Below are 16,401 nucleotides of genomic sequence, written 5' to 3' on the forward strand. Positions count from 1 at the left end.
CTGCAAATAAGACAGCAAAAAATATGCCCGAATTGGTGTGGTATTTATATTTTTCGATAAACCCGCAGCGTAAAGTCTGCTTCACAGTGAAAGGTCTCTTGCTGTTGTAATGTGGTTTTGACCGCGTCACTGGCACGCCAGGCAAAAGGCGTCATTTGGAGTAGGTTGAATGCATCTGTGCCACTCATTTGCATCGGGTAATGTAACTGTTCTTCATGCACCGGGACAAATCCTTCAATCGATTCTGCTTGTGGATCATGCAAGCGAACTTCTTGATAAATCAGTGCCTTTAATTGATATAGGTGACGCGCTGCTGGCGTGACGGTCACCACAATGCCGTCGGCTTTCAGGCAACGTTGTAGCTCTTCTGATTTGCATGGTGCGTAGATACGTAAAATTGCATCGATACTCTGTGCGGCAAAAGGGAGTCGATGACTTGATGCAATACAAAACTGACAATTGGGGTAGCGTTTAGCAGCATAGCGAATCGCGGGTTTGGAGATATCCAGACCGTAGACGGTCAAATCGGGGTTGTCCGTGTGTAGGGTTTCAGCGACATGCGTGGTGTAATAACCTTCGCCACAGCCAATATCCAACAGCAACGCTGCGGGCTGTGACATAAATTGTGCGCAGAGCTGGGCGGCTCTGTCACGCATGGCCGTATAGTAACCCTGCTCCAGAAAATGACGCCTGGCTTGCATCATCGCTTTGTTGTCACCGGGATCTTTGGAACGTTTATGCTGAACAGGCATCAGATTGACATATCCTTCTTTGGCAATATCAAACTGATGGCGGTTCATACAACGGAATGTACCGGACTCTTGCTGAAGTGGGGCGTCACACAATGGACATTGATAAGACATAATCAGCCTTGTATTTCGTATCGATTGGAGGCGGGCAGTGTATCGGGTTCTTCTGCAAATAAAAAGCGCTCGTCAGGTTGATTGGTATATCAAGAGACAAGCGCGCACGACAGGCGGGTTAATCCGTTGCTGAAAGGTGTGTTTTCAACTGATACTGTTCACCCGGCTGTAATGTAATCCCGGTAGAAATACAGGGGGCATGAACGGTGGATTCAATACACAGCATGGTTTGATAGCCTTCGTCGTTCATGTCTGCCATTGACTGGGCTCCCTGTGACCAGGGGTTCCATAGGACTGCACAATTGTGGCCTGTATTTTCAACCTGAATCGTCCGTTTCAGCACTGGATCATGTAAGTGAATCTGTGGTGCTGGCTTGGTGTAAATACGGTCAATGGTGTCAGTCAGCTGTAATTCATCATCGCCCTGACAGACCTGATTATTTTGCAGGCTATCAATATATTCGTTACCCATTCCCGTTGTTGTGGTCTGCCGGATATCTCCGACATTCAAATATGTATGTAATGCGCCGGAGAAGTGCCAAGCTCGGTCGTCTTCATTGGTCATTTCCAGCGTGACTTCGAGCGTATCGCTAATGGCAACGTGTAACTTGAGGCTGAATTGATATGGCCAGATTGACAGTGTTTCAGGATTGGCTGTCAGGCCGAGAGTGATGATGACACCTGCTTCACTTTCCCGGTGTTCAACCAATGTCCACTGTTGGGTGCGGGCAAAACCATGAGACGGTGAGCCAATTCGGGCAAACCAAGGCCAGCAAACGGGGATACCACCACGCAAAGGGGTTGTGCCATCAAATTTGGCACTGTCACTCATCCAGATTAAATCGGCTTTGCCGCTTGGTTGAAAGGAAATTACATGTCCACCGTATAAAGCAATGCCAGCGGTTGCCTTCTCGTGTATGACACGCACTATTTTTGTGTTTTCTTGTTCTACGATTGAGACACAGTTAGAAAGATTGGTCAGGGTGGGTAAAGCATGTAAGTCCATTTTTTCATCCTCGCATTTTGGTGTCATCCGGAGATTAGGGTCAACAAGTGATCGGCCTGAAAATACAAAAGGCGGCTAAAAGCCGCCTTTGAACAAGTTCAGATTGAATCTGGATTACTTAGAGATATGAGCAATCAGGTCCAGAACTTTGTTTGAGTAACCGATTTCGTTATCGTACCAAGATACAACTTTAACGAATTTGTCAGTCAGTGCGATACCAGCTTTTGCATCGAATACTGAAGTACAAGTTTCACCGATGAAGTCTTGAGATACAACGGCATCTTCAGTGTAGCCCAGTACGCCTTTCAGTTCGCCTTCAGACGCTTCTTTCATTGCTTTACAGATATCTGCGTAAGAAGCACCGTTCACAAGGTTAACTGTCAGGTCAACAACAGAAACGTTTGCTGTTGGTACGCGGAAAGCCATACCAGTCAGTTTGCCGTTTACTTCAGGAAGTACAACACCAACTGCTTTTGCTGCACCAGTTGATGATGGGATGATGTTCTGAGAAGCACCACGGCCACCGCGCCAGTCTTTTGCAGAAGGACCGTCAACAGTTTTTTGAGTTGCAGTTGTTGCGTGAACTGTTGTCATCAGACCTGATTCGATACCGAATTTGTCGTTCAGTACTTTAGCGATAGGTGCCAGGCAGTTTGTTGTACAAGATGCGTTAGAAACGATATCTTGACCAGCGTAAGTGTCGAAGTTAACACCATTCACGAACATTGGTGTTGCGTCTTTAGAAGGACCAGTCAGAACGACTTTTTTTGCACCAGCAGTGATGTGCTTACGTGCAGTTTCGTCAGTCAGGAAGATACCGGTTGCTTCAGCAACAACGTCAACATCGATTGCATCCCATTTCAGATCTTCAGGGTTACGTTCTGCTGTAACACGTACAGTTTTACCGTTGACAACTAGGTTGCCGCCTTCAACTTCTACAGTTCCGTTGAAACGACCGTGGGTTGAATCGTACTTTAACATGTATGCCATGTAATCTACGTCGATCAGATCGTTAATACCAACAACTTCGATGTCGTTACGCTCTTGTGCTGCACGGAAAACAAAACGGCCGATACGGCCAAAACCGTTAATACCTACTTTGATAGTCATTGTAGTTGCTCCACAACTTAATTTTGTGATGAAAGATACTGGTAGTAAAATTACAGAAATCGATGCATCTCTGCAACCGATAATCCTACTTTAGTTGTTTAAAATCAAAAAAGTGAACCTTTCTTTCTATCGGTTGCATTTATTCTATAATTTGATCTCTGTCAGTCACCAGTTGGCCTAGAATACCGAAGCATCCATGGTATTCTAAAAAATCTCAACGAATGATGTTAAGGTGTTGAAGTATGTGCTACAACACCGCAAATGTGCAAGTTTTTCATGAAAAAAACATGATAAAATCGAGTGCGTAAAAGTAAAGTCCCTAAGATGAGTTGTGAGGATATGAAACAGGTTAAAAAATCAGAATCTCAATGGCGTCAATCACTTACAGATGAGCAATTTCGTGTTTGTCGCCAGCAGGGCACCGAGATGCCGTTTTCTGGGAAGCTACTGCATAATAAAGAGACCGGCATTTATGCCTGTACTTGTTGTCAGACCCCGTTGTTTTCTTCCGCGAGTAAGTATGATTCCGGATGTGGCTGGCCAAGTTTTGATGCCCCGATCAATGCTAATGCCGTTCGATATTTACAGGATGAGAGTCATGGCATGAGCCGGATTGAAATCCGCTGTGCAGCTTGTGATAGTCATCTCGGCCATGTTTTTGATGATGGTCCGCAAACGACCGGTGAACGTTACTGTGTCAATTCAGTGTCGTTAATTTTCAACAAAAATGATCAAGAGTAAGTGTTTTTTGAACATTTTTGTATGATTTGTACAGAATGGCTATTTTTTAAACTCAGGCATCATCGATGGGTGATATTCTTGGCTTTCTATCGCATCAATAATCATATCTGCAACGTTATCTAACATACTGAATTTTTCTTCACTGAAACCATACATCAGTTGTATATTTTGGGGGGATGCAATAGGGACACCAAAGTGTTTACCGACCATCGCCCAAATATAAGAGGCTTCTTGATGGTGAAGCAGTTGATTCAAACTGGCTAATGATTCAAAAATGCTGATATTGAGTGAATCCGGGTCGGAGAGTTCCAGTGCATGATTGAGTAGCTTGATGGTTTTTTCTCTGTCTCTGTCGATGTAGAACGTTGCCAGCGCATATTGCAGGGCTGCTGTCTCCATTTCTGGTTTGCCTTCCAGCTGTAAAAATTGTCGGCGCGCTTGTGTATCACCCGTCTGACTCCATAAGAAATAGAGTGAAGCAGGGGTGTTAAATTGCATCAGCTCTTTTTCCAGACGTTCCATATTATCCCCGGAATTGAGTAATGCGTTGAAGCGTCTTTTCTTGAGTTCAGCTTGATCGATTGGTTGAATCTGAGCAGCAACGCCCAGGCATTTTCGATATTGCTGGGTGAGTTGGTACTCAGTGATTTTATTGAGATCAGAAGGGTTCTTGGAGACGTCGAAACGATGCCAGATGAGGTTGGTTCTGGCGACCCGACATTGCCCGTCATTAATGTTCAGTTCTTTACAACGAAGCTCGGGGTGATCCAGACAAAGTTTGTCTGTATTTCTCGTATTTTCAAAGCAACTGCTCAATAGAAGAACAGTGATAGCAAGACAAATATACTTCATTGGTTGTTGCATATAATGATAGCCTGTGATCATATACAATTATTTATACGACATCCCTTGACGTTAGCGGCTGAAACTTCATTATGTTGAATTGTTTGTACAACCAACCATCCGGGATATGCAATGAATACTCAACAACTCATTGATGCGATTACACCTGAGGCCTACCAGCGTTTACTCTATGCAGTTGAAACGGGTAAGTGGCCTGAAGGTACGATACTTTCTGCACAACAGCGAGACTCATGTATTCAAGCTGTGATGTTGTACCAATCTAAGCATAATGCACAGCCGGAACATATGACAGTTGCCGCAGGCGGCGAGATTTGTTTTAAATCGAAGTCTGAGTTGAAAAAACAGTTTCAAGCAGAGCAGGCAGAAGAGCATATTCTGCGGGTCAATCCCAATCAAACTGAGTGATCGATGTGCTCATGAATTGCAGTGAGTGCTGACAATGGCACTCCCAGTGTTGGCCGGGAGTGCGTCATTGATGACGATTGAGGGGACTTTCTGGATTTGATATTAAATAGGCGTTTGCCTGAGCTGATTTTGTTTTGGCAAACCGCGCTGTTTTACAGGCTCATTTCTCCCCGCAAGACTTTTTGCATCTCTGACTTGACGGTCTCGTAGTCCAGCCCCTTACTCAACAGATAATGCAGTTTTGCCAGTGCTGCTTCCGGTGTCATGTCGAACCCGCTGATAACTCCCGCTTCTGCCAATGCACTTCCGGTGGCATAGCCACCCATATTCACTTTCCCGGCAAGGCATTGAGTCAGATTAACCACAATCACTCCCCGTTCTGAAGCCGCTTTGAGTTGTGCAAGCAACTCTGGGTTTTGCGGGGCATTGCCGACACCGAAGGTCAGAAGAATCATGGCGTTGACGGGTTGCAGTAATGTATTGCGAATCACCTCATGGGAGATGCCCGGATACATGGTAATCACCCCAATCGGTTGTGGCGTGATGTCACTGACCTGAAAAGGGCCATCTGGCTGTTTGCCGACGGTCACATGACTACTCACCGAGATATTGATACCTGCTTCCAGAAGTGGTGGTAGGTTCGGTGATGTAAATGCGTGAAAGCCGTCTGCATGTGATTTTGTACTGCGATTTCCTCTCATCAGCTGGTTATTGAAAAACAGCGTGACTTCATTGATAGGATAATTGGCAGCAATATGCAGTGCATTGAGTAAATTCGCTTGTCCATCAGAACGGAGTTCTGCCAATGGAATCTGTGAGCCAGTAACAATGACCGGTTTACCCAGATTTTCTAACATGAATGACAGTGCTGATGCGGTATAAGCCATCGTATCCGTACCATGCAGAATGACGAAGCCGTCATATTGATCGTAGTTATTGCGGATATCATCAGCGATAAGTTGCCAGTCTTCTGGCGTCATATCTGACGAATCGATCAGCGGATCGTATTCGTGAATTGTGTATTCAGGCATTTCCGGACGATGAAACTCGGGCATCCCCGCGAGTTGCTTTTCCATAAAACCAGCCACCGGAACATAGCCGTGTGATGATTTTTGCATACCAATGGTGCCGCCCGTGTAGGCAATATAGATATGTTTTCTTGCCATGACTGAAATTTACTCTTCTATCAAGTTCAGGGAGTGCGATTATAGCGAAATCATACGCAATAAAAAGGGCGACATTGTCGCCCTTGATCACGTTTAATGCTTTATTCGACCTCGCAGTTGAGACAGAATGCATACTGTCCTTTGGGGTCATTCAACTGGTTGAGTAGCGTTGCGTCACTGAGCATTTTTTGGGTTGTAGAACGCAGGCTTTCAGGGAGGAGTGCCGTGACATTCAGCCCCAGTGATACCCGGGCCTCTGAAAAGAGGCCAATCAGTAATTTCTGCATGGTTGAAACAGGTTCTTCCAGCCAGTCGAGTTGATAGTCATCCACTTTGGCAAGTTTGGCCGCCAGTGCAACCGCATCATCAAAATCACCCATTTTATCGACTAAACCGAATTTGAGGGCATCCTGGCCTGTCCAGACATGGCCTTGTGCGACTTTATCGACGTCTTGCAATGAGAGATGACGATGTTCTGCAACCAACGAAATAAAGCGCTGATATCCGTGTTCGATAGTTAATTGCAATGCCTGTTTGGTGCCATCAGACAGCCCAGTCGCGACCCCCTGACCGGAAAATGGTGTTGTACCCACACCATCGGTAGACACACCGATACGATCCAGACTGTGCTCAAAGGTGGCCAGCACACTGAATATGCCAATTGAACCGGTGAGTGTTGTGGGTTGCGCGACAATTTGGTCAGCGCTGGTGGATAGCCAGTATCCCCCGGAGGCTGCGAGGCTGGACATCGAGACCACAACCGGTTTGCCTGAAGCTTTCAGCGCATCAATTTCGCTACGGATGACTTCAGAAGCGGAGGCACTGCCTCCCGGGCTGTCAACTCGTAACACGACCGCTTTAATGTGTGGATCATTGCGTGCTTCTCTCAGCAGAACACTGATATTCTCTGAACCAATCGCTTCACCGCGAGGTTGATTGCCATCCATGATGGTGCCTGAAGCCACAATCACAGCGATTTCATTTTTCGTCGTCAGGCTTGGTTCGAACTGTGAGTCGATAGCGTTGAGATAGTCATAGTAACCAATCGAACGATAACCATCTTGACCATCGCTACCGAATGTATCGGTCAGCTCCGCTCGCATTTGTGGCCGGGATATCAGTTCATCAACCAGCCCAAGATCGAGTGACAGTTTGGCAATATCACCATGAACACGCTTCAGTTGTGCCAGAAAATCATCCATCGATAAGCGTAGCTTGTCAGGCGTGATGTTTCTGTTGGCTGCCACATCGGTCAGATAGGCATCCCAGAGCTGTTGTAGCCAGCGCTTGTTCGATGCTTTTGCCGCATCCGACATGTCATTCCGCATAAACGGTTCCACCGCGGACTTGTAAGTACCGACGCGGAAGATATGGGTGGTGACATCCAGCTTGTCTAGCAGGTTTTTGTAATATAAACCGTAAGCACTATAGCCTTTGAGCATCACCAGTCCATCGGGAGACATTAAAATTTTGTCAGCATAACTGGCCAGATAATACTGGCTTTGGGTGTACATGTTACCGACCGCAAACACCGGTTTGCCACTGGTTTTAAACTCATTAATCGCTTTTGCGATATAACGTAATTTTGTCAGATTGGTTTCGGACATCTCGCCGAGTGAAAGCACCAGTCCTGAAATTTGTTCATCGTCTTTGGCATGGCGAATCGTATCAACGATATCAAACAGAATGTTTTCTTTCGGCAGCGAGTCACCAAGTAGTGACGTCGCAATTGAATCAACGGATTGAACATAAGTGGCTTGTTCATGAATCGGGCCGGATAAGTTCAGAACCAGTGCCGAAGGTTGATGAATCTGAATATTGGTATCGTCTGATGCTGATTGGGTATACAAGATGTAAATAATGGCAATCGTGAACAGAAACAACAAGTTCGTGACGAGAAGGCGGAACAGGGTGATCGTTTTCCAGATAAACCGAAAGATCATACCGATAGCTTTTAGTATTGTTTTCATAATCGCTTTAACATCGTGGCTGATTAGGCACCATGGGTTGATAAACCTGATGGTACACGGTGTATGGTGATATGATCCTACGTGATAACCCAGAGAGGGACAACTATTCAGTGATGGGATTGTTTGATTGCTGTGTTCGGGGAATCTATCCGATTGATTTGGTGGTGGTCAGCGATAGCGCTTTCAACGCTGACTGTGACAACCCATTCTCCCCAACAAACGAACGTTCGCTAGGGAGAATGATGGGCTTGGTATTTACAGGATGACGGTTTTATTACCGTAGACAAAGACTTTGTCATTCAACACATTTGCCAGTGCTTTGCTCAAAACATTTTTTTCGACATCACGCCCTGCTTGCGCCATATCCTGAGCACTGAACGTATGATCGACAGGAATAACATCTTGTTTAATGATTGGACCTTCATCGAGATCATCCGTGACGAAGTGGGCGGTCGCACCGATGATTTTGACGCCCCGTTCATAGGCTTGCTGATAAGGTTTCGCCCCAATGAATGCCGGCAAGAAACTGTGGTGAATGTTGATGATACGGTGGTGGTATTTTTCAACAAAAGTCGGCGTCAGAACACGCATATATTTTGCCAGCACAATATAATCCGGCTGATACTGCTCGACCACTTCCAGCATTTTCTGTTCGTGTTCCTGACGATTGAGACCTTCATGAGAAACACAGTGATAAGGGATATCAAATCGTTCTGTCAGCGTTTGTAGTTTATCGTAGTTACCGATGACCGCTGCAATATCGACATCGAGACTGCCGTCGTAGCTTTTGATCAGAATATCGCCTAGGCAATGTGCTTCTTTGGTGACCAGAATGACGATTTTCTTGCGTGAAGAGCCGATCAATTGATATTTGGCCCCTTCGGGGAGCGCTTGATCTAAATCCGCCTTCAGCGTTGCGTCGTTAAAATAGCCTTCCAGCTCGGTGCGCATAAAAAAATGGCCGCTGGTATTATCGACATATTCATTGTTGTGAATGATATTCAGCTGATGCTTGTAACAGATATTGGTAACTTTGGCGATCAGACCTGGTTTATCCGTGCAATGTGTAAGGAGCGTTTTCTTTTCCATCAATGATGACTTCCGATGATTTTTTTGAATGAAAAACTATTTCAGAGTACCCAAAACGGTGATGAGTTCCACAATACTGCGGCTATAATTAATCTATTCTCAGGAGAGTTTCAACCCAATCACTAAAGTAATTTTCCTCGGCTTATCTGGTTGGTCTTTATTTCGGACAATCGTTGTTTATCACATTTTTCATGAAGGTGGTGGTTATGGATAAGGAATTGCTAGCTCGTAAATTGTATGTTGAGCGTGTCCACGAGTTGATCGGAACACATGAAATCGATGAGATTGTCCTGAATGCGATGTGGGAAAGTAAAGCTTCTCCTGCTGATGCTGCCAGAGTGATGCTGGAGCAGCCGACCAACGTACTGGAAGCTGCGTCTTGGTTACAACGATATCTGAACCGCAAGTAACCCCTTTAACGCGCATTTTGCAGCGTGAATCGTAAGAGAAAGGTTCGCGCTGTCTCATCAAACCTGACATAATCGCACATTATATTTTTAAATCCTCTATGCGATGATCGAACAGACTTTTTCAGCTCATGGTGCTTTGGGAAAAGCCATCCCCGGATTTCAGCCACGTCAGGCCCAGCTTGATATGGCCAACGCGATTGAATCCGCTATCCGTCATCAGTCACAACTGGTGGTTGAAGCGGGAACGGGAACCGGGAAAACGTTTGCCTATTTAGTGCCGGCGTTGATGAGCGGTAAGAAAGTGGTCATCAGCACTGGCTCGAAAAACCTGCAAGAGCAGCTATTCCATCGTGATTTACCTTTGATTGTCAAAGCGCTCGAATTCTTCGGCCAGATTGCCTTACTCAAAGGGCGTGCGAACTATTTATGTCTGGAACGCCTCAACCGCCAGATGGTTGAGAGTCACGGCAATGAAACGGATTCGCAGCATTTTGCACAGTTGTTCCAGATCCGTCGTTGGGCGTCGGAGACGAAAACCGGTGACCTCGGTGAATGCGAAACGTTACCGGAAGATAGCCTGATTATTCCAACCATTACTTCGACCAATGATAATTGTCTGGGCAAAGACTGCCCGGACTTTCAGGACTGTTTTGTCTCGAAAGCACGTCGAAAAGCAATGGATGCGGATATTGTGGTGGTGAATCATCATCTGTTTCTGGCTGATCTTGCGATTAAAGAAACTGGGTTTGGTGAGCTTATCCCGGAAGCTGAGGTGTTTATTTTTGATGAAGCCCATCAGTTACCGGATATCGCGAGCCAGTATTTCGGGCAGTCGCTGAGCAGCCGCCAGATTCAGGAATTGGCGAAAGATATCGAAATTGGCTATCGCACCGAAGCAAAAGATATGCGTCAGTTGCAAAAAATCAGCGATAAGCTGGTTCAAACCGCGATGGATGTCAGAATAGCTCTGGGCGAGCCCGGTTATCGGGGCAACTGGCGTGAAGCCGTTCGCCAGCCCAAAATGAATCAGGCGCTTGAGCGTCTGACTGACAGCCTTGAATTCGCATTAGATGTCCTGAAACTCGTTCTGGGAAGAAGCCAACTGCTTGATACCGCTTTTGAGCGAACCAATACCATTCTGGCGCGTCTGAAGCGTGTCTGTGATGTTTCAATTACCGGGTATTCCTACTGGTTTGATACCACGCCCCGCCATTTCGGTTTACATATTACACCGCTTTCTGTCGCGGATAAGTTTCAGGAACAGATCAAACTGAAACCGGGAACGTGGATTTTTACCTCGGCAACATTAGCGGTGAATCATGATTTTAGCCATTTCAGTCATCGTTTGGGGCTGATACCTGAACAACAATTTTCCCTGCCAAGCCCGTTTGATTATGAAAAACAGGCGCGGCTGTGCGTCCCGCGTTATCTGCCCGAACCGAATTCACCGGGTATGGCCGATAAATTGGTTACCATGCTGACGCCCGTTATCGAGCAGAACCAAGGGCGCTGTTTTTTCCTGTGTACCTCACATCAGATGATGCGGGATTTAGGCGAACGATTTCGCCAGCGTCTCGAACTGCCGGTACTATTACAGGGTGAAACCAGCAAACAGAAAACCCTGTCTGAGTTTATGGCGCTCGGGAATGCCTTGCTGGTTGCAACCGGTGCTTTCTGGGAAGGGATTGATGTTAGAGGCGATGCCCTGAGCTGTGTTATTATTGATAAATTGCCGTTTACTGCACCAGATGACCCATTGCTGAAAGCCAGAATTGAAGACTGTCGTCTGCAAGGCGGAGAACCATTCCAACAGGTTCAATTACCGGAAGCTGTGATCACCCTAAAGCAAGGCGTGGGGCGGTTGATTCGCGACGCAAGCGATAAAGGTGCGCTGATTATTTGTGATAATCGGTTGGTCACCCGAGATTATGGCGGCGTGTTTCTTGCAAGTTTACCCCCGATCCCGCGCACCCGTGATTTAGAACAGATACAAGTATTTCTCCGTGATATATCGGAGCCGTCGCACTCGGAAAGTGATGAAGTGAGTACAGAGAGTTAAATGAGTCCAAGAATTCTTGCAATTGATACCTCAACAGAAAACTGTTCTGTTGCCTTGATGGTTGATAACCAATGTTTTGTCCGGCGCGACATTGCACCGCGGGACCATGCGAAAAAAATTCTGCCGATGGTTGACGAAGTGTTACATGAAGCGAATGTTCAACTGGCTGATTTAGATGCGCTGGCATTTGGCCGAGGCCCCGGCAGTTTTACCGGTGTCCGTATTTGTATCGGCATCGCTCAGGGATTGGCGTTTGGTGCCGGATTGCCGACGGTTCCGGTTTCAACGCTGGAAGCAATGGCGCAGGGAAGTTACCGTTTACACGGTGCTGTGCATGTGGCAAGCGCTATTGATGCACGGATGAGTGAAGTGTACTGGGGGCGTTTTGCCCGTCAGGATAATGGCGCCTGGCAGGTTGTGGATGATGAATGTGTGATTCCGCCTCAGACACTGACACACCAGCTTGAGTCAGATTCACAGACGTGGCGCTGTGCCGGAACGGGCTGGGCAGCTTATCACGAAGCACTCGCCCAATTACCAATTCAGGTTGCTTCGGGGGATGTGCTTTATCCCGATGCCGAAGATATTGTCTTTTTAGCTAAAATTGCGTTTGAGAACGGTAAAACGGTGCCAGCAGAAGAAGCTAGCCCAATTTACTTACGTGATCAGGTCGCCTGGAAAAAAATGCCGGGTCGTGGATAGCCGATTTCGCGAGCCCGCGGGCGGTGATGCGTCACCACCGATACACGAAGATAGGTGAGGAACATTATGGTTTCGATTCAGGGATTACCACCTTCGCGGATACCGGGAACGGGGAAGTCATCGAAGTCCGCAAAAGCAAAGCGGCAGGGTGAGACTTCAGGTGCCACATCTGGCACTTATGAACCGACCCCCGTTGCCCATGCTGTCACGCATTCAATGCGCGGTATGAAAGAGACTGAGCGTTTTCAGGAGAATCTGCAATATGACTTACCGGAGGGGCGGGCGCGTAAAGCTCTGGAAGAGTATTTTGGTGTGATGAATCAAGCCCGGCGCGAGGAACTTGCTCAGATGCTGGGAGTCGATATTTATATTTAAGATGAAGGAAAACATAATGGCCCGGTATCATTTCAATCGTCGTATCAAAAGCATGATGATAACCTTTGCCTGTCTGGTGCTTAGCGCCTGTGCTTCACTGCCGAATGAGTTATCTGTGCCTGATGGCGCGACCGTGATTCAAGATTATCAAACATTTGCAGCACTGCATGAGACTCAAGCACCCTACGTGCGGTTAGGGGGGGTGATTGCTGATATTAAGAACTTGCCGCAACGGACTCGGCTGGAAATGGTCAATTTGCCGATCGGCTCTGATGGTAAACCCGATATTCGGCAGGAACCACATGGACGATTTATTGTTTATGTCAATCGATTCCTTGATCCGGTGACTTATGCCAAAGGCCGTTTACTGACGGTGCTCGGTAGTGCAAGCGCGCCAGAAAAAAGTCAGGTCGGTGAATACCGAGCAGAGTTTCCTGTCTTGTCAGCATCCGCATATCATCTGTGGCGGGTGACAGAGCGTATCGTTATTCATGAACCGGACTCATTTCTACGTGATTGTGATCACTGGCGCTGTCGGGAGAGTTTCGGCTCGAAGACGGGTAAGGTGATACCTGAGGTCAAATGATTTTCTATGCTCGTACAAAACGCTTATTCTATCTTCGAACGGAACATTGCTGCGATTGAAACTGACAATCGTCAAACAGCAACATGTTCCGTCGTTTTCCTGCATGGCTGGCTGGATAACGCCGGCAGCTTCATGTCCGTGATGGACTTTCTCATGCATCAGATGTCCCCCCAGATTCATCTATGTGCGATTGATTTACCGGGACACGGTCTGTCAAGCCACAAGTCGGCTGACAACTTTTATGTATTTCATGACTATATCGATGACATTCATCAATTTTTAATGAAATTGCCGACGAAAAAAAAGATTTTAGTTGGTCATTCACTTGGTGGAATGATTGCGAGTTGCTATAGTGCCGCCTTTCCTGAATATGTCGATGGACTTTTTTTGATTGAGAGTCTCGGACCTTTGACCGAACGAACAGAACTGAGTGTGCGGCGGTTACGCGATGGCGTAAAAAGTCGCACCCGCATTCGACACAAATTTCGCAGAGCCTATGACCATTATGATGTGGCTCTACAAGTGCGGGCAGCACATTCGGAATTACCAAAAGCGCTCATTGAGCCGATTGTGGCGCGAGGTCTCGAAGTACAAGACGGGCAGTGGGTGTGGCGTGCGGATCCGAAATTATCGGCTCCGTCGTTATACCGAATGTCGAATGCGCATGCGGAAGCGATTCTGGCTGCAATTCGATCTCCCATGCAAGTCGTTTTAGCGAACAAAGGTTATCCATCTTTAAAATCATATTCCCCAGAGTCGTTACCAGCGCAAATTGAGATTCAGCATGTAGAGGGTGGTCATCATTGTCACTTAGAGCATCCTGATCACATTGGTCAGCTAATCTCACAGTTTGTTATGAAAATCAATGAAACACCATTTTCTTGAATTAGAGTATATACTTTAAAAAACCTTAGTAAATTAACAAACAATTAACATATATAATAAGGCAGGGCGCTGACCTGCCAGCACGAGGAGTATCCCTGTGGAGCATCCATGGCTTGCACGTTATCCAGATGATGTGCCTGAAACAATTAATCCGGAAGTTTATTCATCTCTGGTTGAGATGTTTGAACAGTCGGTCGCGAAATACGCTGATCAGCCTGCTTTTGTCAATATGGGAACGGTTATGACCTTCCGTAAGCTGGAAGAGCGTAGTCGCGCTTTTGCCGCTTATTTACAAAACGAGCTACAACTGCAAAAAGGTGATCGCGTCGCTCTGATGATGCCAAATCTACTGCAATATCCGGTGGCGCTATTTGGTGTGTTGCGGGCTGGTTTGGTAGCGGTCAATGTCAATCCGCTGTATACCCCCCGAGAGCTGGAACACCAGCTCAATGATGCAGGGGTCACCACGATTGTGATCGTCTCTAACTTTGCCGGAACCTTGCAGAAAATCGTGAAACGGACAGCGGTGAAGCATGTCATTTTGACCAGTCTGGGACAGATGTTACCGCGGGCGAAAGGCACTGTGGTCGATTTTGTCGTCAAATATATCAAAAAAATGGTCCCGCATTACCATTTGCCCGATGCGGTTTCGATGCGCACTGCATTGAAACGTGGTCGTCATATGCAGTACGTCAAGCCTATGATTGACGGTGATGATACCGCGTTTTTACAGTACACCGGTGGGACAACAGGGATAGCCAAAGGCGCGATCCTTTCTCATCGGAACATGGTTGCCAATGTGTTACAGGCGAAAGCCGCTTATGGGCCGGTTTTGACCGAAGGGCGAGAGTTGGTGGTGACGGCTTTGCCTTTGTACCATGTGTTTGCGCTGAGTGTGAACTGTTTGCTATTTGTTGAGCTGGGCGGACAAAACCTACTGATTACCAACCCGAGAGATATTCCGGGATTTGTGAAAGAGTTACGACGCTACCCTGTCACGGCAATTACCGGCGTGAATACGCTGTTTAATGCTTTGGTTCATAATGACTCGTTCCGTCAGATGGATTTTTCACAGTTACATTTGTCTGTTGGTGGCGGAACGGCCGTCCAACGGGCGGTTGCCAATGAGTGGAAAAAAGTAACGGGCTTACATTTGCTTGAAGGATATGGTTTAACCGAATGTTCGCCTTTGGTGGCTGGTAACCCTTATGATTTGAGTGATTACAGTGGCGCAATTGGTCTGCCGGTACCATCGACGGATGTGCGGATTGTTGATGAGAATGGTCAAATCGTTGCGTTTGATCAGACCGGTGAACTACAGGTTCGTGGGCCGCAGGTAATGCGTGGATACTGGCAACGGGAAGATGCAACCAGAGAAGTGCTGACTGACGATGGTTGGTTATCGACCGGTGATATTGTTCGGATGGATGAACAAGGTATGTTATATATTGTTGATCGGAAAAAAGATATGATTCTGGTCTCCGGTTTTAATGTCTATCCGAATGAAATTGAAGATGTGGTTTCCATGCATGATAAAGTGCTGGAAGCCGCAGCCGTCGGGCAGCCACATGATGTCAGTGGTGAAGTGGTGAAATTGTTTGTCGTGAAGAAAGATACATCGCTGACAAAAGAAGAAATCATTGCTCACTGTCGTCAATATCTGACCGGATATAAGATCCCCAAACTGATAGAATTCCGGGAAGATCTACCGAAAACCAATGTCGGTAAAATATTGCGCCGGGCATTGAAAGATGAAAATCAGGTGACGTTTAGCATGGAACAAACCTAGGGGCTGTTGATCTTTCGTGGTTGAATTTTGTTCAATCTGAACGGGTATTGATCGCGGCGCGGGGCATGCCGCTTAGTATCCTAAGCAAATGACCCGTAACAAAGAGCAAGACACGTTCAGATGAACCCTCTGGGCAGCATTTGTCGCTCATTTATCCAGCGTTAGGTCATGGTTCATGTAGATCGCTACACTTCACATGACCTGCCTTGACTAAATGAGCGACAAATTGCTGCAAAAACCATCACGAAAGGTCAACAGCCCCTAGTCAGCTATGATTGAAACGTACGGGGAAATGCCGACATTGATGTCGGCATTTTTGCTTGTTTCCGGTCACTGACTGTCAAAGGATGGTCGGGTACCTGACAATGAATGATAAAAGTG

General features: G+C 46.7%; 16 protein-coding genes. 9 read left to right on the forward strand and 7 right to left on the reverse strand.

Annotation, left to right across the window (positions count from 1 at the left end):
* Positions 1–44: 44 nt before the first annotated feature.
* The 3 genes from rlmA to gap all read right to left on the reverse strand — a co-directional run bounded on the left by rlmA (position 45) and on the right by gap (position 2,979).
* Complete coding sequence (rlmA, locus tag BSQ33_RS14465; RefSeq protein WP_021020018.1) at positions 45–863, reverse strand: 23S rRNA (guanine(745)-N(1))-methyltransferase; 819 nt, start codon at positions 861–863, stop codon at positions 45–47.
* A gap of 118 nt (positions 864–981) precedes the next feature.
* Positions 982–1,869, reverse strand: coding sequence for a D-hexose-6-phosphate mutarotase (locus tag BSQ33_RS14470; protein WP_088134389.1), 888 nt, complete (start codon positions 1,867–1,869; stop codon positions 982–984).
* A gap of 114 nt (positions 1,870–1,983) precedes the next feature.
* Positions 1,984–2,979 carry a type I glyceraldehyde-3-phosphate dehydrogenase gene (gene gap, locus BSQ33_RS14475; RefSeq protein WP_021020020.1) on the reverse strand — a complete coding sequence of 332 codons (996 nt, stop codon included), beginning with the start codon at positions 2,977–2,979 and terminating at the stop codon, positions 1,984–1,986.
* 339 nt (positions 2,980–3,318) lie between these two features.
* Between gap and msrB the strand changes: the two genes are divergently transcribed.
* Positions 3,319–3,720 (forward strand): peptide-methionine (R)-S-oxide reductase MsrB, encoded by a 402-nt coding sequence (msrB, locus tag BSQ33_RS14480; RefSeq protein WP_176698971.1) that lies wholly within the window; start codon positions 3,319–3,321, stop codon positions 3,718–3,720.
* 39 nt (positions 3,721–3,759) lie between these two features.
* Here the strand turns inward: msrB and BSQ33_RS14485 are convergent, their stop codons facing one another.
* Entirely contained in the window at positions 3,760–4,584 is an 825-nt protein-coding gene (locus BSQ33_RS14485; RefSeq protein ID WP_232471932.1) for a DUF2989 domain-containing protein, read from the reverse strand.
* A 111-nt stretch (positions 4,585–4,695) separates the two neighbouring features.
* On the opposite strand from BSQ33_RS14485, the gene BSQ33_RS14490 reads away from it, so the two are divergent.
* A complete protein-coding gene (locus tag BSQ33_RS14490) occupies positions 4,696–4,989 on the forward strand; it encodes a YeaC family protein (protein WP_021020022.1) in 294 nt (97 codons plus the stop codon).
* Positions 4,990–5,141: 152 nt separating this feature from the next.
* On the opposite strand, the gene ansA is transcribed toward BSQ33_RS14490, so the two are convergent.
* The 3 genes from ansA to purU all read right to left on the reverse strand — a co-directional run bounded on the left by ansA (position 5,142) and on the right by purU (position 9,214).
* Positions 5,142–6,155, reverse strand: a complete 1,014-nt coding sequence (gene ansA, locus BSQ33_RS14495) for an asparaginase (protein ID WP_021020023.1) — start codon at positions 6,153–6,155, stop codon at positions 5,142–5,144.
* A gap of 101 nt (positions 6,156–6,256) precedes the next feature.
* Positions 6,257–8,125: a signal peptide peptidase SppA gene (gene sppA, locus BSQ33_RS14500; protein ID WP_088134390.1), complete on the reverse strand. Its 1,869-nt coding sequence runs from the start codon at positions 8,123–8,125 to the stop codon at positions 6,257–6,259.
* 255 nt (positions 8,126–8,380) lie between these two features.
* A complete protein-coding gene (gene purU, locus BSQ33_RS14505; RefSeq protein WP_021020025.1) occupies positions 8,381–9,214 on the reverse strand; it encodes a formyltetrahydrofolate deformylase in 834 nt (277 codons plus the stop codon).
* A 206-nt stretch (positions 9,215–9,420) separates the two neighbouring features.
* Here purU and BSQ33_RS14510 point away from each other — a divergent pair, with 206 nt between their 5' ends.
* From BSQ33_RS14510 to fadD, 7 genes are all read left to right on the forward strand, one after another.
* Positions 9,421–9,624, forward strand: a complete 204-nt coding sequence (locus BSQ33_RS14510; protein ID WP_021020027.1) for a hypothetical protein — start codon at positions 9,421–9,423, stop codon at positions 9,622–9,624.
* Positions 9,625–9,727: 103 nt separating this feature from the next.
* Complete coding sequence (locus BSQ33_RS14515; protein ID WP_088134391.1) at positions 9,728–11,683, forward strand: ATP-dependent DNA helicase; 1,956 nt, start codon at positions 9,728–9,730, stop codon at positions 11,681–11,683.
* Positions 11,684–12,385 (forward strand): tRNA (adenosine(37)-N6)-threonylcarbamoyltransferase complex dimerization subunit type 1 TsaB, encoded by a 702-nt coding sequence (tsaB, locus tag BSQ33_RS14520; protein WP_021020029.1) that lies wholly within the window; start codon positions 11,684–11,686, stop codon positions 12,383–12,385.
* Positions 12,386–12,451: 66 nt separating this feature from the next.
* Entirely contained in the window at positions 12,452–12,760 is a 309-nt protein-coding gene (locus BSQ33_RS14525) for a hypothetical protein (protein ID WP_021020030.1), read from the forward strand.
* Positions 12,761–12,776: 16 nt separating this feature from the next.
* Positions 12,777–13,346 (forward strand): Slp family lipoprotein, encoded by a 570-nt coding sequence (locus tag BSQ33_RS14530; RefSeq protein ID WP_021020031.1) that lies wholly within the window; start codon positions 12,777–12,779, stop codon positions 13,344–13,346.
* A gap of 6 nt (positions 13,347–13,352) precedes the next feature.
* On the forward strand, positions 13,353–14,231 hold the full coding sequence (locus tag BSQ33_RS14535) for an alpha/beta fold hydrolase (RefSeq protein WP_021020032.1): 879 nt from the start codon (positions 13,353–13,355) through the stop codon (positions 14,229–14,231).
* Positions 14,232–14,328: 97 nt separating this feature from the next.
* The gene (fadD, locus tag BSQ33_RS14540) at positions 14,329–16,020 is read left to right on the forward strand and encodes a long-chain-fatty-acid--CoA ligase FadD (RefSeq protein WP_088134392.1); all 1,692 of its coding nucleotides are present in this window, start codon (positions 14,329–14,331) and stop codon (positions 16,018–16,020) included.
* Positions 16,021–16,401: the final 381 nt, after the last annotated feature.

It is taken from the genome of Vibrio gazogenes, from assembly GCF_002196515.1.
GTDB lineage: Bacteria > Pseudomonadota > Gammaproteobacteria > Enterobacterales > Vibrionaceae > Vibrio > Vibrio gazogenes_A.